The organism is Actinomadura sp. SCN-SB, assembly GCF_043906805.1.
Taxonomy (GTDB): Bacteria; Actinomycetota; Actinomycetes; order Streptosporangiales; family Streptosporangiaceae; genus Spirillospora.
On sequence record NZ_JBIMPP010000103.1, the window covers coordinates 1 to 20,751 of the forward strand.

The window sequence follows — 20,751 nt, forward strand, 5'->3', positions numbered from 1 at the left end:
ACCGCGATCCACTCGTCGTCCTCGGGGAGGGTGGCGTTGGGCAGGTGCTCGACGCCAGCGTCCGGCATGAACGTGGACGGCCGGGACCGCCGAGGGGTCAGCCGGTGACGAACCAGATGGCGCGAACGAGTTGATCGGTCTCGTTGAGCAGCCGGTGCGGCACATCGCCGCGCATGGCGATGGCCTCGCCTTCCTTGACCTGGCGGCGCCGACCATTGATCACGATGGTCAGCGTGCCTTCGAGCACGTAGCCGTAGTCGTTGCCCTTGTGCTGCTGAGGCTGGTTGTTCGGGGCGGAGTCGGCGCCGGGCTCGTACTCGGTGAGCAGGAAGTCGACGTGATCATCACCCACCTCGTCGGTCAGCCTGCGCCATCGCACCCCGGTCTGCAACGCGAGGTACTCCGATGCCGGCGGCGGGCTTGCCGCCTTCCCTCGCTGCCCGCCACCCTGTTCCGCCGGGGACTCCTTCGCCCGCGACACCGAATGTCCCAGCAGGTCGTCCAGGGACAGGTTCAGTTCGCTGGCGATGGCGAACAAGGTGCTCACCGCGGCCTGGCTCTGGCCCAGCTCGAACTGGGACAGGAAGCTCGCCGAGACCCCCACACGACGGGCCAGCTCACGCATCGACAGTCCGGCCCGCTCACGCTCCATCCGAACGGTCTGCCCGAGCGGCACATTCATTCCGTTCATTCCGCTGGGGCCGGCACGACCGACCCTGCGCGACACAGCCACGTGGCGCTCCCTGCGCAGTGAGTTGGGTGAGGTCCGGTGTCAAGCCTACGGGTCCGCCGTTCGGAGCGGCCACCCGCTCACCGCCCCCCGGATCCGGCACCGGGGTCGGCCGCCAGCTTGTGACGCACCTGCTCGCGCAGCAGAAATCTCTGCACTTTTCCGCTGGCCGTCCGCGGCAGGTCGGTCACGATCATCAGCATTTCCGGGGCCTTCTGAACCGCGAGCCCGGATTTCAGCAGGTGTTCGCGCAGTTCGTCGAGTACCGGCAGGCGCTCCGCGGCCGGGACGACGCAGGCGCAGGCCCGCTCGACGAGAACGGGATCGGGATAGCTCACCACGGCGACGTCATGCACCGCCGGGTGCTCCATCAGCAGTGACTCGACCTCGGCGACGCTGAATTTCTCGCCGCCACGGTTGATGATGTCCTTGATCCGGCCGGTGATGTGCACTGTCGAGTCCGGATCGATGCGGGCCGTATCACCGGTGCGGAAGTAACCGTCGGTGGTGAACGCCGCCTGATTGAGCGAGGCGTCGAGATAGCCCAGAAAGAGCTCGGGCCCTCGCACGAGCAGTTCCGGTCTGCCGTCGTCGTCCTCACGAACGACCATCTCGTTGCGGCCCATCGGCCTGCCCTCCCCGGACGCGGCCTCGTCCAGATCGCCGAAGGGATCGGCCATCGACGATGTCGGCAGCTCCGTCGACCCGTACGTACGCACCACTCTCGTGCCCATCACCGCGTGGGCCCGGCGCACCAGGTCTTCGGGGATATCGGCGCCGCCACAGACGAAGACACGCAGGCTGGATCGGGTTCGCCCGGCATATCCGTCGGCCAGCCCGCGCAGGAACGGCGTCGCGCTCACCGTGAACGTGCACGTCGTGGATTCGATCAGATCGACCGCGGCCGCGGCGTCCCATCTGTCCTGTAGTACCACGCCGCATCCGAGGTCGGCGGGCAGCAGGATTCCGTAGCTCAGTCCGGTGATGTGACTCAGGGGTGATGCCATGAAAACGCGGTCGCGATCGTCCAGCCGACAGAATTGGGCGATGTCGCGTACCTCGGCGAGCAAAGTCTGATGACTGTGCAGGACACCTTTGGATTGCGAGGTGGTACCTGAGGTGTACAGCACCACCGCGATATCGCCGGGCTGCGTATGCGGGTCGGGTGCCGACCGCGCTTCCGTTCGGAGCAGCGCGTCGAACGGTTCCGCGCCGGGGGTACTGCCGCGGACACTAACCACTGTCACGTCCGCCGACGTATCAGCCGCTATGGCACGAAGTTCGGCGGCATGGGGATAGGACCGGAACAGAGACGGTGCGACGACGACCTTCGGCCGCACCTGATCGACGATGAAGCGAAGCTCGTGAGCCCGGTAGATCGGCACTACAGGCACGAGCACGCCGCCCGCGAGGAACACACCCCACGACACGGCGACGGACTCCCACCAGTTGGGCAACTGGGTGAGGACGCGATCGCCCGGCTCGACGCCTCGTTCCCGCAGACCGGCGGCGATCCGCTCGGCGGACGAAAGGAGTTCGGCGAACGTGAGCGCCCTGTCGCCCTCGACCACCGCGAGCGCATCGGGGTGGGCGCGTGCGGAACGCATCAGGCGGTCGGCGAAGGTCTCCTGCGGCAGGTCGTAGTCCACGATGTGGCGCCGGGTCGCGGTCAGCATGCGGCCACCTCATGGACCGCCCGCACGATGTCGGCCGGTCCGGCCTTCCATTGCCGCTCCAGCACCGGTGCGTACGGGGCCGGGGAGTAGGCCGCGCCGACGCGTGCGACCGGAGCGTCGAGCGTCCAGAAGCCCTCCTTCACGGCCAGGGCCGCCAGCTCGGCCCCCACCCCGAAATCCACGACCGCCTCATGCGCGATCACCAGGCGATTCGTGCGCTGTAGCGATCTCAGCACGGTCTCGCGGTCGAGCGGGACGATCGTGCGCAGGTCGATCACCTCCACCTCGATGCCCTCCGCGCCCAGCATCTCGGCGGCCTCCAGCGCGTCGTAGACCATGCGCGACCACGACACCAGCGTGACGTCCCGACCCGGGCGGACGATCTTGGCCTGGCCGAGCGGAACGCGGTGATCCGGCGACGGCATAGGGGATTTCTTCTCGTACAGCAGGCGGTTCTCGATGAACACGACCGGGTTGTCGTCCTCGATGGCCGATCGCAGCAGGCCGTAGGCGTCCGCCCCGGAACTCGGCATGACCACCGTCAGCCCGGGCACGTGCGCCATCAGCGTTTCGAGGCTCTGCGAGTGCTGGCTGCCCGACGAGCGTCCCGAGCCGAACTGGGTGCGGATGACGAGGGGGACGGTCACCGCGCCGCCGGTCATGAACCGCAGCTTGGCGGCCTGATTGAGGATCTGGTCGAAGCACACCCCGAGAAAGTCGAAATACATGAGCTCGACGACCGGTCGCAGCCCGGCCATGGCCGCGCCGACGCCCAGGCCCATGATCGCCGTCTCGGCGATGGGGGTGTCGAGCACCCGATCGGGGAACTTCTCGTGGAGCCCGCGGGTGACCCCGAAGACGTTGCCGCCCGCCACGTCGATGCCGGCGAGGAACACGGCCGGCTCGTCGGCGAGGGCGTCATGGAGTGCCTGCCGGAGAATGCGCGTACCTGAGGACGGTTTGCCGCCGGCCGATCCGGCGCGGGCCGCCGGAGTCGTCGTGCGACGCCGTACGTAGACGTAATCGCCGGCACTCGCCGGATCCGGCTCCGCGGAGTTGCGCGCGAAGTCCTCGGCGTCGGCGACGACCGAGTGGGCGGCGCGGTCGATCTCGTCGAGCTCGGTCTCGGTGACACCCAGTTCCGCGAGGCGTGCGCGGGCGAGGCGGAGCGGGTCGATGGTGGACGCCTCGGCCAGTTCCGCGGGCTCGCGGTAACGCTGTTCGTCGCCCTCGTAGTGCCCGCGTACCCGGAGTGTCACGGCCTCGACGAGGTATGGCCCCCCGCCCGCGCGGACCTTGCCGAGCACCTCCGCCATGCCGTCGGCCACCGCCGCCACGTCGTTTCCTGGAAACTGGGCGAACGGAACGCCGTAGGCGAGGGCGCGTTGCGCGACAGGCACTGGATGCTGGTCGGCGGCACGCGAGAACTCTGAGTAGCGGTTGTTCTCGCAGAAGAACACGATGGGCAGGCCGCGCAGGGCGGCGATGTTGAGCGATTCGTGGAAGGCGCCTGTGGCGACGGCACCGTCACCGAAGAACGCGACGGCCACCGCGCCCTGACCGCGACCGGCCAGCGCGTGCGCGGCGCCGACCGCGATGGGCAGCCCCGCACCGACGATGCCATTGGCGCCGAATATCCCGATGCTCGGGTCGGCGACGTGCATTGAGCCGCCGCGACCGCGACAGGACCCGGTCTCCTTGCCCATCAGCTCGGCCATCATGCGCCGTGGCTCCAGGCCCTTGGCGAGAACGTGTCCGTGACCGCGGTGGGTCGAAGTGATCACGTCGTCGGGCCGGGCGTGGAACAGGGCGCCTACCGCACAGCCCTCCTGGCCGACCGACGTGTGCACGAAACCGGGGATCAGTCCGTCGCGATACAGGGTCGAGATGAGCTCCTCCATACGACGGATGACAGCCATCCGCCCGTAGGCGTCGAGCAGTTGCGTGCGATCCATGAGGGCTCTCCCGTCAGCGCGCACCGTGGTACCGATCGCGCTCTCTGGGGCGTCAATGTAACCAGCGGACGCAGGCATGTCCAGTGTCACTTGACAGCCGACCAACCGGATCACCGTCCTCGGCATCAGAAATCGGCGTGGCCGAAACCGTCAAGTGACACTTGACAAGCGTGTTCCACGGATCCACGATGGTGCGCACCTCGTCACCTGGCCTGATCAGCCGCCGCGGGGCCCCACTGTCCGTCCGTGCCGTCGCGGCGCGCCGCGAGCCGGGACGGCCGATGGCCATTCCGCTTACTCCACGTTCCGAGAGGCCACGATGCGCCGAGAAGACATCGAGTTCACCAGCGAGGGCAGCCTTGTCAGGGGGTGGCTCTATCGTCCGGATGACGCGACTGGGGACGTTCCCGCAGTCGTACTCGCGGGTGGATGGTGCTACGTCCGCGAGCTCGTCATGCCGTACTACGCCGAGGCGTTCGCGTCACTGGGCATGGCCGCGCTGATCTTCGACTACCGCAACCTCGGCTCCTCCGAGGGGGAGCCCCGCCAGCACCTCGACCCATGGGCGCAGATCCGCGACTACCAGAACGCGCTGAGCTTCCTCGAACGGGCCGATGGGATCGACCCGGACCGCCTGGGCGCGTGGGGGATCTCGTACTCAGGGGGTCATGTCCTGATCCTCGCGGCGACCGATCCCCGTGTGAAGGCGATCGTCAGCCAGATCCCGGTGGTCGACGGCTACCGCAACATGCGCCGCGTCCACGGCACGCTCGGATACCGCCGGCTGTGGGAGGCGGTCCTCGAGGATCGCCGGCTCCGCTACGAGAACCCTCACAACCGGCTCTACTTGCCGCACGCCAGCGCGACTCCCGAGGAAGAGCTGTCCGCGTGGCCGTTCCCGGAGACGTTCACGACGTTCGCGCAGCTACAGGCGACCGAGGCTCCTCTGTATCAGAACTCCAGCACGATGGAGTCCGTCGATCTGCTGCTGAACTACGACGTCAACCCGTTCGTCACCCGCATCTACGACACGCCGACGCTCATGATCGTCGCGGAGGGCGACGATCTGACGCTCTGGGATCTGGAGATCGAGAGCTACAACAGGATCCCCACGGAGAAGAAGAAGCTGGTCGTCCTCCCGCACACGTCGCATATGACCCTGTACAGCGATCGGGCGAAGCTGGCCGTCGCCGCCGAGGAGGCGTCGCGCTGGTTCGCCGATCATCTCGTCGCGAAGGCGATGACACCACAGCGGTGAGGACATCGCGGCCACGAGCGTGCGCCACGGCCACCCCACCCCCCAACCGGCGCGTCAGCGTCCACAACCGCGGCCCATCGGGGCCGTGGCGGGTTCTCGTATCTCAAAGGAGATGACGGAATTGGCTTCCATCGAGTCACGGATCGTCGATATGGCGGTCCACGGTCAGTTCCCCAACCCCGTTTCCCGGCGCGCGTTCCTGTCCGCGGTCGGTGCCGCCGGCATCGTTCTCGGGACCGGCGCGTGCGGAGGTTCGTCGAGCTCGGACCAGTCGGCCGCCGCCGGCGGCAAGCTCAAGAAGGACAAGACCTGGTGCCAGGTGACGACGCTGTCCAATGACTACTTCGTCGCGTTCAACGAGGGGGCCAAGCAGGCGATGGCCGCGCTGGGCGTCCCGATGGCCACCCTCGAGGACCAGGGCAACGCCAGCACCGCGATCGGCCAGGTGGGCAACGTGCGCACCGCGACCGGCAAGTCCATCTTCGGCACGCCCGCGACCGAGGCCCAGGCCGCCGCGGTGACGAAGGCATGCCAGGCCTCCGGCATCCTGTACGCGAGCTCGTACACCGCTCCGCCCTGGTACACGCCCGCGGACGCCGACAAGTGGGCGCGCTTCATCACGCCGCCGTCGACGAAGATCGCGGCGGCCACCGCGAAGGCCCTGTTCGACAAGGTCGGTGGCACCGGCACGATCATCCACGTCCCCGGTCAGAAGGGCTCGTCCGCGGACGACCAGCGGACCGCCGGACTGAACATGGCGCTCAAGGACTACCCGGGAATCAAGATCGTCACCGCGGCGCCGGGGAACTGGACCTCGGAGGACGCGCGCAAGTCGCTCACGAACATCCTCCCGTCCGTCAAGGACTTCGTCGGGGTGTTCGCTCAGAACGACAGCGAGGCCGCGGGAGTGATCGCGGCACTCGACGCGCAGGGCATCAAGGACAAGGTCGTCACGGGTTTCGACGGCAACAAGCAGAACATCGAGTACATCGCGGCCGGCAAGCAGTACCTGACCAGTGCCACGATCGGCGGTCTGACCGCCGGGCTGCTGGGCATCACGGTGTTCGACGTTCTCAACGGGGTGGAGCTCTCGCTGCCGGAGAGATTCCTTTCGCAGGGCGCGCTGCTCGTCACGCCCGACATCGCCCAGAAGGTTCTGGACACCGTCTACGCCGGCAAGCTGCCGTTCAACTGGACGAAGATGAGCAAGGCGCTCCATCCGAACGACTGGGATCCGCAGACGCTGCTCAACCCGATCGATCCCAAGGAGTTCTACGCCGGCGTTCCCCAGGATCAGTACAAGCTCAACCCGGCGTGGGCGTCCGCCGACATCGGCAAGGTCCGGGCCGACTACGCGGCCGCGTTCAAGTCCGGCCCCCTGTTCGAGTTCAAGAGCAAGCTCGTCGCCTGAGCGCGGCGGCATCCCACCACAGTCCATTCAAGAGCGGGGCGGCCCGACGTGCCTTCTACATCGACGGTGAAGCTCACCGGCATCTCCAAGAGCTACGGCATCGTGCACGCGTTGCGCGACGTGTCGCTCGACGTCAGTACCGGTGAGGTGCTCGGCCTCATCGGTGAGAACGGCGCGGGGAAGTCGACGCTGATCGGTGTGCTGAGCGGTACGGTCCGGCCGGACGAAGGCACGATGACCGTCGACGGCACCCACGCGCCGCTCGGCGATCCCCGCAGGCTGTCCGCGATGGGCATCTCCGTCGTCGCGCAGGAGCAGGCGCTCGTCGAGCCGCTGCGGGTGTACGAGAACATCTACCTCGGCCGCGAGGCCCTCGTGCCCGGCCGCGGGTGGTCACGAGCGCGCCGGTTGCGTGCCGCGGCGAGCGCCCTGCTGCACGACCTGCATCTGGACGAGATCCCGGCCGACGCGATCGTCGCCGACCTGAGCTACCCGCAGCGGCAGCTCGTCGAGATCGCCAAGGCGTTCGCCCTGGCACGGCTCACCGACCGTCCGCCGGTGATCCTGCTCGACGAGCCGACGAGCGCGCTCAGCGAGCACGAGGTCGATCTGCTGTTCTCGCTCATCGAGCGATGGCGCTCGCGGGTGGCGTTCATCTATGTGTCGCACATCCTGCAGGACGTGCTCCGGCTGAGCTCGCGGCTGCTGGTCCTCCGGGACGGCAAGGTGATCGACACGGTGCCCAATGACGGCATCACGGACTCGCGGCTGCACGAACTGATGGTCGGCCGCGAGCGCAGCGTCGACTACTACCGCGAGGACGAGCAACGAGGCGCCTCGTCGGCCGAGCCGATCATGCGCGTCATCGGCGGCACCAAGTCGGGCGCGTTCACCGACGTCGACGTGGCGGTGCGCCCCGGCGAGATCGTCGGTCTCGCCGGGGTGATCGGTTCGGGCAAGTCCGAGCTCGCGGCCGTGTGCGCCGGCGCGGAAGGGCTCGACTCGGGGTCGATCGTCGTCGACGGCACCCGCCGTTCCCGATGGACGGTGGCGCAGGCCATGCGGAACGGCGTTCTCTACGTGCCGCCCGAGCGCGCCAACGACTCGTTGTTCACGACGATGTCCGTCCGTTCGAACATCTCGATCGGTTTCCTCGATCTGCTCACCTCGCGGTGGTCGCGGCTGCTCCGCCTGCCCACCGAGCGTTCGAGGACCGATGCGCTGGCGAAGCGGTTGCGGGTGAAGACCGAGTCGCTGTCCACACCGATCGGCGAGCTGTCGGGCGGCAACCAGCAGAAGGCCGTGTTCGCGCGCTGGCTGGGCCGCGACTGCCGGTTGCTCGTGCTCGACGATCCGACGCGCGGCATCGACGTCGGCACGCGAGAGGAGATCTACGAGCTCATCCGAGACCTCGCGGGAAGCGGCGTCGGTGTCCTGCTGTGCACCGAGTCCCTGGAGGAGATCATCGGCCTGGCCGACCGGATCCTGGTGCTCAAGGACGGCCATGTCACCGCCGAGATCCCCGCCCCCGCCGCCGCCAAGCCCAGCGAAGTCGACATCGTCCGTTACATGATGTGAGGTCCGCAAATGACCCAGTCTTCGCCACGCCTGGTGAAGCGGCAGACCGGTGACGAGCGCTCGTCCCCACGGTCGCCGGCGGCGGCGTCCACGTTCCTCGACCGGTACCGCAACATCCTCATCCCGATCGTGGCGCTCATCGTGCTCGTGGCCTACTTCGGCGCGCAGAACCCGGCGTTCATCTCGACCGGCTCCGCCCAGAACATCCTGCGGCAGATGGCGTTCCTCTCCGTCCTCGCCCTCGCCGGCACGTTCGTCATCCTGATCGGCGGAATCGACCTGTCCGTCGCGGCGAACGCGTCGCTGGCCGGCATTCTGATCGCCAAGTGGATCGACTCCCTCGGCGGCCCGCTGGCCATAGTCCTCGTCCTGCTGGTCGGCGGCTTCGTCGGCCTGGTCAACGGGATCGTCACCACGCTGCTCAAAGTGCCGTCGTTCCTGGTGACGCTCGGCATGATGTCGATACTCGACGGCGTCTCGAACACCATCTCCAAAGGCGGCCCGGTCTCCTTCAACTCGGGACTGCTCAACACTTTGGTGAACACCTCGACCATCCCGGGTCTGCCCAACGGCGCGCTCATCGCCATCGTCCTGGCCGTCGGATTGACGGCACTGGTGTTCGCGACGTCCTACGGGCGTCACCTCTACGCGGTAGGGGGCAACGAACGGGCGGCCCGGCTCAGTGGCGTGCGAGTGCGTGCCGTGAAGTTGTCGGTGTTCGCTCTCGCGGGCGTCATCGCCGCCGTGGCGGGCATCATCCTTACCGGTCAGGCGAGCACGGGTGTGCCGTTGGGCGCCGATCCGAGCCTGCTCAACTCCATCGCCGCGATCGTCGTGGGCGGCACCGCGCTGTCGGGCGGAGTCGGCGGCCCGCACCGCACCATGCTCGGCACCCTGGTCATCGTCATTCTCGGCTCCGGCATGGACATCACGTCGGTGGGCCCGTACACCCAGTTGATCGTGAAGGGAGCGGTCGTCATCGCGGCGGTCGCGATCACGATCGACCGCAGGCGCTACGGACTGATCAAATGAGCGCCGGACGAGTTGAAGGCAAGGTCGCGTTCATCACCGGGGCAGCGCGCGGACAGGGGCGTAGCCACGCCATCCGGCTCGCGCAGGAGGGCGCCGACATCATCGCCGTCGACCTGTGCGCCGACATGGACAACGTCCCCTATCCGCTGGGTACGGCCGAGGATCTGGCCGAAACGGTCCGGCAGGTCGAGGCGCTCGGCCGCCGCATCGTCGCCAGGCAGGCCGACGTGCGCGACTACCCGGCCCTGCGCGCGGCGGTGGACGACGGAGTCGCCCAGCTCGGTCGCCTCGACATGGTCTGCGCCAACGCCGGCGTCAACAAGCCTTCGCCCGCCCAGGACATGGACGAGCAGGTATGGCTCGATGTCGTCGACGTCGACCTGGGCGGAGTGTGGCGCACGTGCAAGGCGGCGATCCCGCACATGATCGACGGGGGACGCGGCGGCGCGATCGTGCTCACCAGTTCGGCGGCGGGGCTCAAGGCGTACGCGAACATCGCGCACTACACGGCGGCCAAGCATGGCGTGGTCGGCCTTATGAAGACGCTCGCCCAAGAGCTGGCGCCGCACCGGATTCGCGTCAACACCGTGAACCCGACCCAGGTGGACACCCCAATGATCATGAACAGGCCGATGTTCGAGCTGTTCTGCCCGGATGTCGACGACCCGACCCGCGCCGACTTCGCGCCGGTGTCGCAGGCGATGAACGCGCTGCCGGTCCCGTGGGTCGATGCGCGCGACGTGAGCAATGCGGTGCTGTTCCTCGCCTCGGACGAGGCGCGCTACATCACCGGGGTCGCACTACCGGTCGACGCAGGCGTACTGATCAAGTGACAACAACCGAAGGAGCGCACATGGCAGGTCGGGTTGAAGGCAAAGTCGCATTCATCACCGGGGCAGCCCGCGGGCAGGGGCGTAGCCATGCCATCCGGCTCGCGCAGGAGGGCGCCGACATCATCGCCATCGACCACTGCGCCGATATCGACACCGTCGACTACGCGATGGCGAGCGCCGCGGACCTGGCCGAGACCGAGCGTCAGGTCAAGGCGCTCGGCCGCCGCATCGTCGCCACGCAAGCGGACGTGCGCGACATGCAGTCACTGAAAGATGCTGTTGACGCAGGCGTCGCGGAACTCGGCCGGCTCGACATCGTGTGCGCGAACGCCGGCATCCTCTCCAACGGCCCGTCACACGAGCTGACGGAGGACACCTGGGGGCAGATGATCGACATCAACCTCAACGGCGTATGGCGCACCTGCAAGGCGGCGATCCCGCATCTCATCAAGGGCGGGCGTGGCGGCTCGATCGTGCTCACCAGCTCCGTCGCCGGCCTACGGTCCTACAGCGGCGTGTCGCATTACGTGTCGGCCAAGCACGGTGTGGTCGGGCTGATGAAGACGCTCGCGCAGGAACTCGCGCCGCACAGCATCCGGGTCAACACGGTCAACCCGACCCAGGTCGACACCGAAATGATCCAGAACGAGAGCATGTACCGCCTGTTCTGCCCCGACATCGAGAATCCCACCCGTAAGGACTTCGGAGAGGCATCGGCGGCAACGATCCTCCTGCCGATCGACTGGGTCGAGTCGATCGACGTCAGCAACGCCGTCCTGTTCCTCGCCTCCGACGAGGCGCGCTACATCACCGGCGTGGCCCTGCCGATCGACGGCGGCGCGCTGACCATCTGAACCCCACCCTGCCCGCCGTTGCGAGGGCGTCAATGATCAACACCCTCGCAACGGCGCCGCACTCGCCGCCCCTGAACGTGCCCAAGCGGGCGCTTCGCAGCCCCTCGCGAGCAGGAGCAGGCGGACGCGGCGAGGGATGGCGCAGCATCGAGGCGTTCAGCAGCAGCCCTGCGCGGTCGTCTTCCCGTGCTCTTCGGTTCCGGTCGTGGTGGCCGGGTTCTCGGCCTTGCCCAGCGTGTCGCCCTCGCCCTTGACCACGTACACCTCCCACGGCTCCTCACCGGGGCCGGTCACCCAGACCTTGTCCTGGAGTGCGTAGCAGCACGAGGTGTCGTTCTCCTCCAGGGTCGCCAGTCCGGCGGTGGCCAGTCGCCGGGCGGCGGTGGTGACTAGGTCGGAGTCGTCCACCTCGACGCCCAGGTGGTCCAGCCGCGTGGCCGGCTCGTCCGCGCCTTCGATGAGGACGAGCTTGAGGGGCGGCTGTGCGATGGCGAAGTTGGCGTATCCGTCGCGGATCTTGGCGGGCGGGGTGTCGAACAGCTTGGTGTAAAAGTCGATCGAGGCGCTCAGATCGGGGACCCGGAGCGCGAGCTGGACACGGGACATGGTTCCTCCTCCATGCTGATTCGACGGTCATCTAATCACTCCGCGAGTTTGCGCCCCTGATTAGCATCCTGTCAAATTAGAGGTATGTCGAAGCAACAGGGTCCGCCTCCGGCGGGGTGCTGCACGCCGCTGACCGCTGAGCCGATCTCCGAGGCTGGCGCGGCCGAACTGGCGCGGGGGTTCAAGGCGCTGGCCGATCCGATCCGGCTGCGCCTGCTGTCGCTGATCGGCGCCCATGCCGGGGGACGCCAGGTCGGCGCGGGAGTGTGCGTCTGCGAGCTGACGGGGGCGTTCGCGGTGACCGCGCCGACGATCTCGCACCACCTGAAGGTGCTGCGCCAGGCGGGCCTGATCGACTCTGAGCGGCGCGGCACGTGGGTCTATTACTGGATCGTCCCGCACGCGTTGAAGCAGCTCGCCGGAGTGCTGGCCCTGCCCGACACCGTCACCGACGGTGCCACCACGCCGGTCGGAGCCGATTACCCGTGAGCGCACCGGCCCGCCAGGTCTTCGCCGGCACAGGAATGCCGGTCACGATGTTGATCGGTGCCACCGCCGCCCTGGAGCGACGCGTGTTCGCCAGCCTTGCTCCCGCCACCTTCCTGGCCACCCGCTTCGCCCACTCCCGGCTGACCGCAGCCGCCTATGTATTCAGGAGTGCTGATGTCCGAGGTCCCCGAGGTGCTGTTCGTCTGCGTCCACAACGCCGGACGCTCCCAGATGGCCGCCGCCCTGCTCGACCACCACGCCCAGGGCAAGGTTCACGTCCGCTCGGCCGGATCCGCCCCGGCCGACACCATCAACCCCGCCGTCATCACCGTCATGGAAGAACTCGGCCTGGACCTGTCACGTGAGTTCCCCAAACCGCTTACCAACGAGGTGGTGCAAGCTGCCGACGTGGTCATCACCATGGGTTGTGGCGACTCCTGCCCCATCTACCCCGGCAAGCGCTACCTGGACTGGGAACTGGACGACCCGGCGGGCAAAACCGTCGATCAGGTCCGCCCGATCCGGGACGAGATCGACTCCCGCGTGCGCGCCCTGCTCGCAGAACTCCTTCCAGCCGGCCGCTGAGACACCCGCAACGACATCCCCGCGACCACACCGGCCGCGCAGAGGCGCGGCATGTCCAAGACAACCGTTCGATCGACCGCGCCCGCAGTCCTTCCGTCCGCTCCTTCCGGTCATTCCGCGACCGGACCCGTCCCGGTCGTCAGCGGGATGGGCGGGGTTCCCGGGGCAGGCCCAGGGCGCGTTCGGCGAGGATGTTGCGCTGGATCTCGTCGGTGCCGCCGGCGATGCGGGTGGCGTGCACGCCGAGAACGACCTGGGACCAGGCATAGGTGCCCCAGGCGCCGGTGTCGGCGGTCACGGACGGCCCCAGCACGTCGAGGGCGAGCCGGGCCAGCCGGCGGTCGGCGTCGGTCGCGAAGAGCTTGACCAGGCTGGCACCGACGGCGGCGACCTCCGGCGCGGCGGTCCGCAGCGAGGCCGGCAGCACCCGGGTGACCAGGCGGCGGACGTACCCGTCGGCGAGCCGGTCACGGACGTCGGGATCGCCGGCGGCGCCGACCTCCCGGCCGAGCAGCACCAGGCGATCCAGCAGGCGGATGAACAGGTCGGCGCCGCCGTCGCCGAAGTTGTCGCGCTCGCTGGTCAGCGAGACGTTCGCGACCGCCCATCCACCGCCCACCTCGCCGAGCACGGCGTCGTCGGGGACGAACACATCGTCGAGGAACACCTCGCAGAAGTGGGCGGTGCCTGTCATCTGCCGCAGTGGCCGCACGGTCACGCCCGGGGACTTCATGTCGAGCAGGAACATGGTGAGCCCCCGGGTCCGGCTGTCCGGGTCCGGGGACGTCCGGGCCAGCAGCTCCCCCACGTCCGCAAGATGCGCTCCCGACGACCAGACCTTCTGCCCGTCCACGCGCCAGCCGCCGGGGACCTTGCGGGCCCGCGTCCGCAGGCTCGCCAGGTCACTGCCCGCGTCGGGCTCGGAGAACAGCTGGCACCCCACGAGATCGCCGCTCCACAGGGCGGGCAGCAGCCGCGCACGCTGCTCGGCGGTGCCGTAGGCGAGCACCGCCGGAGCGACGATGTGCTGCCCCACCAGCAACCCGTTGAGGTCCGGCACCTCGTACCGGTGCACGATCTCGGCGAAGGCCCGCCGTTCCGCGGTCCCCAGGCCCGCGCCGCCGTACTCCACCGGCCCGTCCAGCCAGGCGAGGCCGGCGTCGAAGAGCGCGCGCTGGTACTCCCGCGCCCGCCGCAGGTCGCCGACCTCGTCGTCGCTGTCCCGGAACGCCGCCCCGACCAGGGAGTCGTCGCCCTGCCCGTGCCGCAGCGCATCCGGGCGGCGCGGATAACGGGCGGCCAGGAACGCCTCGACCCGTGCCCGAAACTCCTCAAGATCGCTCACCGGGCACCCTCCTCCCCGTCGTCGGACCGCTCGTACCGCTCAGCGATCAGGTCGGCGATCGCGAACTTCTGCAGCTTGCCGTTGACGTTGCGCGGCATGTCCTGCAGCGCGTAGAACCGGACGGGCACCTTGTAGGCGGCCAGGCGCTCGCGGCAGTGCCGGGCCAGGGCCTCCTCGTCGAGCTCGTGGCCGGGACTCAGCTCGATCGCGGCCACCACGACCTCGCCCCAGTGCTCGTCGGGCCGGCCCACGACCGCCATCGCCGCCACCGAGGGATGCTCCAGCAGAACGGTCTCGATCTCGACGGGATACACGTTCTCCCCACCCCGGATGATCATGTCGGACTTGCGGCCGGCCAGGAACAGGTACCCGTCCTCGTCCATCCAGGCCAGGTCCCCGGCCCGGAACCAGCCGTCCACCACGGCCTCGGCGGTGCGCTCGGGGTCGTCGAGGTAGCCGCTCATCACGGTCTCGGACCGGGTGGTGATCTCCCCGACCTGCCCGCGCGGGACGTCGTTGCCCTCGTCGTCGCACAGCCGCAGGTCCACCCCGTACATGGGACGCCCGATGGAGCCGAGCAGGTGCTCCTCCCCCGCCAGCGCCCGCAGGTGGTCCTCGGGGTAGAACATCGTCTGCCCCGCCGCCTCGGTGCCCGCGCCGAAACTGTTGAAGAAGTCGCACTTGAACACGTCCATCGCGTCCCGCAGCAGGTCGATGCCGATCGGGGCGCCGCCGTACACGATGGAGCGCAGGTTCGGGTACTCCTGGTCGCGGACGCCGGGGACCTCCAGCAGCGCCTTGAGCATCGTCGGCATCAGCAGGGCCCCGGTCAGCTCGCCGGACTTCATCCACTCCGCCAGGGCGGGCGGGTCGAACTGCTCCATGATCAGCGACGCGAAGCCCCGGGCGATGCCGTAGTAGACGCTGCCCATGCCGGCGGCGTGGAACATCGGCGAGGCGGTGTAGCGCAGCTCGCCGCGCTTGAATCCGAAGTCCAGCAGAGACACGTTGGTGGACACGCCGAGCATGCGCATCGACTGCATGACGCCTTTGGGACGCCCGGTCGTGCCGCTGGTGAACATGATCGAGATGACGTCCTCGGGCTGGGTCGGCACCTCCACGTCGCCGTCGTCCGGCTGCTCCTCGATCAGATCGGCCACCAGGGGCCGGTCGCCGAACGGGTCGAACGACGCGCGCAGCTTCATCCCGGGGCACACCTCGTCGACGGCGGCGGCCGCCTCGGCGTACCGCGCCATCGTGACGAAGCCGTCCAGCCTGGCCGCTTCGGCGAAAGTGACGATCTCGCGGGGCGCGAGCCGGTAGTTGAGCGGCACGTACGTCGAGCCGACCTTCAGGGACGCCATCAGCAACACCATGTAGTCGACCGAGTCCGTGGCGAGGATGCCGATGCGGTCGTGCCGCCGGATGCCGTGCGCCCGCAGCGCGCGGGCCAGCCGGTTGACCCGGCCGTTGATCTCGCCGAACGTGTACTCCCGGCCGTCACCGGTCACCAGGCACCGCTCGTGCGGGCGATAGCGGGCGTGCAGGGTGATCCAGTCCGCAGGCTGGAGTGAGGAGAGCTTGGCCGGTCCATAGTCCGTCATGGCGTCTCCGACGTGGCGACGAGGTGGGCGGCGATCCGAGCGCGGTGCTCGCGCGGTCGGCCGAGCATCACCTCGCTCGACACCGCCCTGCGGTAGTACAGGTGGGCGGGGTGTTCCCAGGTGAACCCGATCCCGCCGTGGACGTGGATGTTGGCCTCGGTGGCGGCCGAAAAGACCTCCGAGCACAGCGCCTGCGCCGCCGCGGCCGCGACGGGGAGACCGACACCGGTCCCTGTCTCCGTCGCGCCTTCCGAGGCGGCCGCGGTGGTGGCGTAGGCCAGCGCGGCCCGGGCGGACTCCACCGCGACCAGTTGGTCGGCGAGCAGGTGCTTGACCGCCTGGAAGCCGCCGATCGGGCGGCCGAACTGCTCGCGGGTCCTGGCGTGGGACGTAGCCATCTCCAGCACGCGCGTGGCCCCCCCGACCTGCTCGGCGGCCAGCGCCACCCCGGCCAGGTCGCACATCCGGCGGACGGCGGGCGCGGCATCGTGGCCGGGGGTGAGCAGCGTGCCCGGTGCCGACTCGAACACCACCCGCGCCTGCCGCCGGGTGGGGTCGACGGTCTGCAACGGCTCGATCCGCACACCAGGCGCGGCGGCGTCGACCTCGACCACCCCGGTGCCGTGCTCGGTGCGCACCACCGCCAGGAGCACGTCGGCGACCTGGGCGTCCAGCACGAACAGTTTCTCGCCGGTGACGGTGCGGGCGGCCCCGGTCCCCGCGGCCGCGGCCACCGGGTCGCCGGCCTCCCAGCGGGTCGGGTGCTCCACCGCCGCGACGGTGGCGATCCGCTCACCGGACGCGACGCCGGGCAGCAGTCGCTCCTGGGCGTCCCGGTCGGGCAGCGCGAGCAGCAGCGTGGAGGCCATGGCGATCGAGGCGAAGAACGGCCCGCCGACCAGGGCCCGTCCCATCTCCTCGAAGACCACCAGCAGGTCCGGGTAGGTGAAGCCGCCACCGCCGAGTTCCTCGGGGACGGCGAGGCCGTGCAGCCCGAGCTCCCCGGCCATCGCCTGCCACAGCTCCCTGTCGTGGCCGTCCGCGGAGCCGGCGACGGCGCGTAGCCGCTCCTCGGGCCACCGCTCGGCGAAGAAGTCGCGCAGCATGCGGCGCAGCGCCGTCTGTTCCTCCGTGGGCGCCAGGAGGGCCGGCAAGTCCCAGTCGCCGGTGTCCTCGCCCCTGTCCGGGGCGGCGCACGTGGTCGTGGCGCGGCCCGTGCTCATCGGGACGTCCGGGAGGCGAGCCAGTCGGCCAGGGTGTCGGCGACGACGTCGCGTGCGTCGGCCGGCTCGACGAAGTAGTGGTCGCCCGGCAGGGTGACCAGTTCCTTGTCCGTCGAGACCGCGCCGTCGTAGAGCCCCTGCGCGTCGCTGGGGAACACCCCGGTGTCGGCGTCCGGCTGGACCACGAGCGTCGGCAGGTCGAGCCGCTGCAGGTGCTTGGCCGCGACGCAGTCGGACTCCTGCAGGCTGAACATGTTGAGCCAGGTCCGCATGGTCGACACCACGCCGACACCGAAGACGCCGTAGTTGGCGTGCTTGGGATCGCCGAAGTAGCACATCGGGGTCGGCCGGTTGGACGGGTCGATGGTGGGATCCAGGTAACGCAGGTCGGCCCAGGTGCGCGGCATGGAGAAGATCCGGTCTCGGGCGGGCCGGTCCGCCATCGCCGCGAGCTGCTCCTTGCACCACGCCGTCAGCCGGTCGTTGCGCGCGACCTGGGCCGCCCGGTAGCGGGCGACGAACTGCGGGGAGTACGACGGGCCGTGCGCGGGGTCGTACATGTCGAGTTCGGGGTCGACGGAGTTGGGGTCGGTCTCGTCCAGCACCGACGGGTCCATCGTGCGGGTGATCCACTCGGGTCGGCCGGGATGCGCCGCCAAGAAGATCATCAGATCGGCGGGCGGCAGGTGCAGCGCCGGCTCGAAGACATGGTCGCGGCCGTACGGCGGGCGGATGTTGGGCTCGCGTGACTGGGAGTGGTACGCGGTCATCAGCGAGCCGCCGCCGGAATTGCCGAGCAGCACCACCTGCTCCACGCCCCGCGACCGCAGCCACGAGACGCCGACGCCGATCTCGGCCAGCGCGTGGTCGAGGATGAAGAAGTGCTCGGCGCCGCGGAACCGGGTGTTCCATCCGAGGAAGCCGTAGCCGCGCTCGGCCATCCGGGTGGCGATGTAGTGCTCGCTGAAGTCGACGTTGTAGTGGGCGGCGATCAGCGCGGTCTTCGGTTTCCTGCCCGCCGGGGTGTAGTAGATGCCCTGGAGCGGGTGGCCGCCCGCCCCCGCCCGGCCGATCGCCGGGGAGGGCAGGCCGATGAACTCGCGATCGATATCGGTCACTGTGGGTCCTTCGCGTCACGGGCGTGGCCGCCGCCACGCCAGCGGTCGTGGTGGACGACGTCGTCCAGCGGGCGGCGCCGGACGGGCCCGAACGGGCGGTCCGGCCAGCCGACCGGGATCATGGTCCCGATGTGGACGTCGTCGGGGAGGCCGAGGATGTCACGCACGGCCTGCTCGTTGCCGACGTGCATCATGGTGAGCGTCGCGCCCAGGCCGAGCGAGCGCGCGGCGACCAGCACGTTCTGGCTGGCGGTGTTCACCGCGGGCCACAGGTACCGCAGGTCCGGGCCGCGCTCGGGATAAGAGTGCTCGGCGCACACCACCAGCAGCACCGGGGCGTCCGCGATGGAGACGGCCAGGTGGCGCGCCTCGGTGCGGATGTGCGCGTCGCGGCCGTCGGCGGGCTCGCCGAGGGAGTCGATCCAGCGGACGAACCGTTCCAGGGCTCCGCCGATCGCGGCCTTCTGGTCGGCGTCGCGGACCACGACGAACCGCCATAGCTGGCTGTTGTTCGGGCTCGCCGCCCGGGTGCCGGCCCATACCAGTGCGCGGACGAGCGCATCGGGGACCGGGTCGGGACGCAGCCGCCGCATGGCCCGGGCGGACCCGATCACGCGCAGCGTCTCGTTCGGCTCCACACCGGGAGGGAAGTCCTCCAGCCCGGCGGGCGCGGCGTCGGTCCGTTCGATGGCGCTCATGCGAGGACGGTCCGTTCCGTCGCCGCGTACCGGACGATCGAGACCTGGGTGACCTCGACGTCCTTGAGCGCCCGGCTCCAGTCGCGGTAGTGCACGGCCCGGACGTGGGCGTCGAGCGCGGCCTGGTCGGCCCACTCCTCGAAGACCTCGAAGCGCCCGGGCCGCTCGATGCTCTGCGCGAAGCGGTAGTCCACGCAGCCGGGCTCGCGGCGGGTGGCGTCCACCAGGCGGCGGGTCAGCGTGATGAAGCGGTCGGCGTCCGCGGGCGCGACCTCCATGATCCCACTGACGACGATCACAGGTACCTCCTCGGGAGCGGGTCCCGGCGTGGCCGGGCACCGCGGGGACGGGAACGGACGGCCGGACATGGGGTCAGGAGCCGGGCCTGCGCTGGAGGAAGGTGCTCAGGGCCACCGCGACGATGAGCACCGCACCGTTGATCACCTGGGTCCAGGTGTACTCGACACCGCCGACCACCAGGCCGTCGGTGACGTAGACCAGCGCGATGCTGCCGCCCACGGTGCCCCAGATGTGGAAGCGGCCCCGGGACAGGATGACGGTGGAGAGGAACGCGCCCGCGTACGCGGGCAGCAGCAGCGGGTCGGCCACGCCGGGCGAGGCGCTGCCCTGCTGGGAGGCGATCAGGATGCCGGCCAGCGCGGCGATCGTCCCGGAGAAGACGAACAGGCACGCCGAGATGAGATCGGTGCGGATCCCGGCGAACGCGGCGGCGCTGGGGTTGCCGCCCACGGCGTAGATCGCATGTCCGATGGCGGTGTACTTCATGACCGTCCACACCAGCAGCGTGAGCACCAGGGTGATCACGATCATCCAGTCGAACTCAGCGGTCAGGCCCAGCGCCCAGGCGCCGCCGACCAGCAGCACGCCGACCAGGCCGAGGACCGTTCCCTGGATCCGGCGGCGCGCGTCGGGGCCGGGGAAGCGCTGGTCGAGCGAGATGAGCATGGCGGCGACCACGGCGGCGGTGACCAGGATGCCCACGGCGGGCGGAACCTTGTTCTGGAAGTCGCCCAGCGATCCGGCACCGGAGAACCAGCCGGGCAGCGGCCCGGAGCCCGGTGTCGGGCCGACCACCTCGCCCGCGGAGTAGACGACCGTGAAACCGGTGATGAGGCCGCCGGTGCCCAGCGTGGCGATGAACGCGTTGATACGGAACCTGGTCACCAGGATGCCGTTCAACAGACCGGCGACCGCGCCCATCAGGAGGGTGAGCACCAGGGCGGCGGCCATGGGCAGCCCGGCGTCGATGAACGCGCCCACCGTCAGGAAGCAGCCGGCCGTCGCCACCGCGGCGACGCTGAGGTCGAACCGATGGCCGCACATGCAGACGGCGACGGCGACGGCCAGCACCAGCTGCGGGGCGCTGCGGCTGACGTTGAAGGAGAGTCGGGTGACGTCGTAGAACCCGCCCTGCAGCCACAGAGCGTAGACGAGGAAGACCACGCCAAAGGCGGCGACGGTGGCCACGCTGGCCCCGGTCTCCCGCCAGGGGCCCCGGCCGACCGTCCCGGCGGCCGTGGGCGGCTGCGCGGACGCTCCATCGCCGGACGGCCCGGGCCCGCCAGCGGAGGTGCCGGACGACCCGACCTGACCGGCGGCGGTGCCGGGCGACTCGGTTTCGTCGATGGACATCGGGGGCCTCCCGTTCAGGCAAGCTCGGTGGACAGTTCGGAAAAACGGTCGGAAGGCAGCCACTCCGAGACCGTGCCGTCGGCGGTGAGCACGCCGACCGTGT

At 69.5% G+C, this 20,751-nt stretch carries 19 protein-coding genes; 8 read left to right on the forward strand and 11 right to left on the reverse strand.

The genetic code is table 11. The annotated features are described in order from the left end of the window. Positions 1-97: 97 nt before the first annotated feature. From ACGWYJ_RS36705 to ACGWYJ_RS36715, 3 genes are all read right to left on the reverse strand, one after another. A complete protein-coding gene (locus tag ACGWYJ_RS36705; RefSeq protein ID WP_395111176.1) occupies positions 98-733 on the reverse strand; it encodes a helix-turn-helix domain-containing protein in 636 nt (211 codons plus the stop codon). Positions 734-810: 77 nt separating this feature from the next. Then, the gene (locus ACGWYJ_RS36710) at positions 811-2,406 is read right to left on the reverse strand and encodes an AMP-binding protein (protein ID WP_395111177.1); all 1,596 of its coding nucleotides are present in this window, start codon (positions 2,404-2,406) and stop codon (positions 811-813) included. Further along, the gene (locus ACGWYJ_RS36715; protein ID WP_395111178.1) at positions 2,400-4,451 is read right to left on the reverse strand and encodes a pyruvate dehydrogenase complex E1 component subunit beta; all 2,052 of its coding nucleotides are present in this window, start codon (positions 4,449-4,451) and stop codon (positions 2,400-2,402) included. The genes ACGWYJ_RS36710 and ACGWYJ_RS36715 overlap by 7 nt, the downstream gene beginning before the upstream one ends. Before the next feature lie 229 nt (positions 4,452-4,680). On the opposite strand from ACGWYJ_RS36715, the gene ACGWYJ_RS36720 reads away from it, so the two are divergent. The 6 genes from ACGWYJ_RS36720 (at position 4,681) to ACGWYJ_RS36745 (ending at position 11,327) form a co-directional block, all read left to right on the forward strand. Then, a complete protein-coding gene (locus ACGWYJ_RS36720) occupies positions 4,681-5,619 on the forward strand; it encodes an alpha/beta hydrolase (protein WP_395111179.1) in 939 nt (312 codons plus the stop codon). A gap of 112 nt (positions 5,620-5,731) precedes the next feature. Then, the gene (locus ACGWYJ_RS36725) at positions 5,732-7,030 is read left to right on the forward strand and encodes a sugar ABC transporter substrate-binding protein (protein WP_395111180.1); all 1,299 of its coding nucleotides are present in this window, start codon (positions 5,732-5,734) and stop codon (positions 7,028-7,030) included. Positions 7,031-7,078: 48 nt separating this feature from the next. Further along, positions 7,079-8,608 carry a sugar ABC transporter ATP-binding protein gene (locus tag ACGWYJ_RS36730; protein ID WP_285699347.1) on the forward strand — a complete coding sequence of 510 codons (1,530 nt, stop codon included), beginning with the start codon at positions 7,079-7,081 and terminating at the stop codon, positions 8,606-8,608. Positions 8,609-8,617: 9 nt separating this feature from the next. Continuing rightward, a complete protein-coding gene (locus ACGWYJ_RS36735) occupies positions 8,618-9,640 on the forward strand; it encodes an ABC transporter permease (protein WP_395111181.1) in 1,023 nt (340 codons plus the stop codon). Then, a complete protein-coding gene (locus tag ACGWYJ_RS36740) occupies positions 9,637-10,473 on the forward strand; it encodes a mycofactocin-coupled SDR family oxidoreductase (RefSeq protein WP_395111182.1) in 837 nt (278 codons plus the stop codon). Before ACGWYJ_RS36735 ends, ACGWYJ_RS36740 begins: the two co-directional genes overlap by 4 nt. A gap of 20 nt (positions 10,474-10,493) precedes the next feature. Further along, positions 10,494-11,327: a mycofactocin-coupled SDR family oxidoreductase gene (locus ACGWYJ_RS36745; RefSeq protein ID WP_395111183.1), complete on the forward strand. Its 834-nt coding sequence runs from the start codon at positions 10,494-10,496 to the stop codon at positions 11,325-11,327. 156 nt (positions 11,328-11,483) lie between these two features. Here the strand turns inward: ACGWYJ_RS36745 and ACGWYJ_RS36750 are convergent, their stop codons facing one another. After that, positions 11,484-11,933, reverse strand: a complete 450-nt coding sequence (locus ACGWYJ_RS36750; protein WP_395111184.1) for an ArsI/CadI family heavy metal resistance metalloenzyme — start codon at positions 11,931-11,933, stop codon at positions 11,484-11,486. Between the two features lie 84 nt (positions 11,934-12,017). On the opposite strand from ACGWYJ_RS36750, the gene ACGWYJ_RS36755 reads away from it, so the two are divergent. Both ACGWYJ_RS36755 and ACGWYJ_RS36760 read left to right on the forward strand, forming a co-directional pair. Next, a complete protein-coding gene (locus ACGWYJ_RS36755) occupies positions 12,018-12,422 on the forward strand; it encodes an ArsR/SmtB family transcription factor (protein ID WP_395111185.1) in 405 nt (134 codons plus the stop codon). Positions 12,423-12,596: 174 nt separating this feature from the next. Continuing rightward, on the forward strand, positions 12,597-13,007 hold the full coding sequence (locus tag ACGWYJ_RS36760; RefSeq protein ID WP_395111186.1) for an arsenate reductase ArsC: 411 nt from the start codon (positions 12,597-12,599) through the stop codon (positions 13,005-13,007). A 139-nt stretch (positions 13,008-13,146) separates the two neighbouring features. Here ACGWYJ_RS36760 and ACGWYJ_RS36765 read toward each other — a convergent pair whose 3' ends face one another. The 7 genes from ACGWYJ_RS36765 to ACGWYJ_RS36795 all read right to left on the reverse strand — a co-directional run bounded on the left by ACGWYJ_RS36765 (position 13,147) and on the right by ACGWYJ_RS36795 (position 20,648). Further along, a complete protein-coding gene (locus ACGWYJ_RS36765) occupies positions 13,147-14,352 on the reverse strand; it encodes an acyl-CoA dehydrogenase family protein (protein WP_395111187.1) in 1,206 nt (401 codons plus the stop codon). After that, positions 14,349-15,956, reverse strand: coding sequence for a class I adenylate-forming enzyme family protein (locus ACGWYJ_RS36770; RefSeq protein ID WP_395111188.1), 1,608 nt, complete (start codon positions 15,954-15,956; stop codon positions 14,349-14,351). The genes ACGWYJ_RS36765 and ACGWYJ_RS36770 overlap by 4 nt, the downstream gene beginning before the upstream one ends. Then, positions 15,953-17,179 (reverse strand): acyl-CoA dehydrogenase family protein, encoded by a 1,227-nt coding sequence (locus ACGWYJ_RS36775; RefSeq protein WP_395111189.1) that lies wholly within the window; start codon positions 17,177-17,179, stop codon positions 15,953-15,955. Before ACGWYJ_RS36775 ends, ACGWYJ_RS36770 begins: the two co-directional genes overlap by 4 nt. Next, on the reverse strand, positions 17,176-18,297 hold the full coding sequence (locus ACGWYJ_RS36780; protein ID WP_395111190.1) for an alpha/beta hydrolase: 1,122 nt from the start codon (positions 18,295-18,297) through the stop codon (positions 17,176-17,178). Before ACGWYJ_RS36780 ends, ACGWYJ_RS36775 begins: the two co-directional genes overlap by 4 nt. After that, a complete protein-coding gene (locus tag ACGWYJ_RS36785) occupies positions 18,294-18,995 on the reverse strand; it encodes a nitroreductase family protein (RefSeq protein ID WP_395111191.1) in 702 nt (233 codons plus the stop codon). Before ACGWYJ_RS36785 ends, ACGWYJ_RS36780 begins: the two co-directional genes overlap by 4 nt. Continuing rightward, positions 18,992-19,294, reverse strand: coding sequence for a putative quinol monooxygenase (locus ACGWYJ_RS36790; RefSeq protein WP_395111192.1), 303 nt, complete (start codon positions 19,292-19,294; stop codon positions 18,992-18,994). The genes ACGWYJ_RS36785 and ACGWYJ_RS36790 overlap by 4 nt, the downstream gene beginning before the upstream one ends. Positions 19,295-19,367: 73 nt before the next feature. Continuing rightward, positions 19,368-20,648, reverse strand: a complete 1,281-nt coding sequence (locus tag ACGWYJ_RS36795; RefSeq protein WP_395111193.1) for an ABC transporter permease — start codon at positions 20,646-20,648, stop codon at positions 19,368-19,370. Positions 20,649-20,751: the final 103 nt, after the last annotated feature.

Bases quoted from the DNA above. Each gene is read 5' to 3' on its own strand.
- ACGWYJ_RS36710 (WP_395111177.1), bottom strand. From the start codon at position 2,406: ATGCTGACCGCGACCCGGCGCCACATCGTGGACTACGACCTGCCGCAG.
- ACGWYJ_RS36720 (WP_395111179.1), top strand. From the start codon at position 4,681: ATGCGCCGAGAAGACATCGAGTTCACCAGCGAGGGCAGCCTTGTCAGG.
- ACGWYJ_RS36725 (WP_395111180.1), top strand. From the start codon at position 5,732: ATGACGGAATTGGCTTCCATCGAGTCACGGATCGTCGATATGGCGGTC.
- ACGWYJ_RS36735 (WP_395111181.1), top strand. From the start codon at position 8,618: ATGACCCAGTCTTCGCCACGCCTGGTGAAGCGGCAGACCGGTGACGAG.
- ACGWYJ_RS36740 (WP_395111182.1), top strand. From the start codon at position 9,637: ATGAGCGCCGGACGAGTTGAAGGCAAGGTCGCGTTCATCACCGGGGCA.
- ACGWYJ_RS36745 (WP_395111183.1), top strand. From the start codon at position 10,494: ATGGCAGGTCGGGTTGAAGGCAAAGTCGCATTCATCACCGGGGCAGCC.
- ACGWYJ_RS36750 (WP_395111184.1), bottom strand. From the start codon at position 11,933: ATGTCCCGTGTCCAGCTCGCGCTCCGGGTCCCCGATCTGAGCGCCTCG.
- ACGWYJ_RS36755 (WP_395111185.1), top strand. From the start codon at position 12,018: ATGTCGAAGCAACAGGGTCCGCCTCCGGCGGGGTGCTGCACGCCGCTG.
- ACGWYJ_RS36760 (WP_395111186.1), top strand. From the start codon at position 12,597: ATGTCCGAGGTCCCCGAGGTGCTGTTCGTCTGCGTCCACAACGCCGGA.
- ACGWYJ_RS36770 (WP_395111188.1), bottom strand. From the start codon at position 15,956: ATGACGGACTATGGACCGGCCAAGCTCTCCTCACTCCAGCCTGCGGAC.
- ACGWYJ_RS36775 (WP_395111189.1), bottom strand. From the start codon at position 17,179: ATGAGCACGGGCCGCGCCACGACCACGTGCGCCGCCCCGGACAGGGGC.
- ACGWYJ_RS36785 (WP_395111191.1), bottom strand. From the start codon at position 18,995: ATGAGCGCCATCGAACGGACCGACGCCGCGCCCGCCGGGCTGGAGGAC.
- ACGWYJ_RS36795 (WP_395111193.1), bottom strand. From the start codon at position 20,648: ATGTCCATCGACGAAACCGAGTCGCCCGGCACCGCCGCCGGTCAGGTC.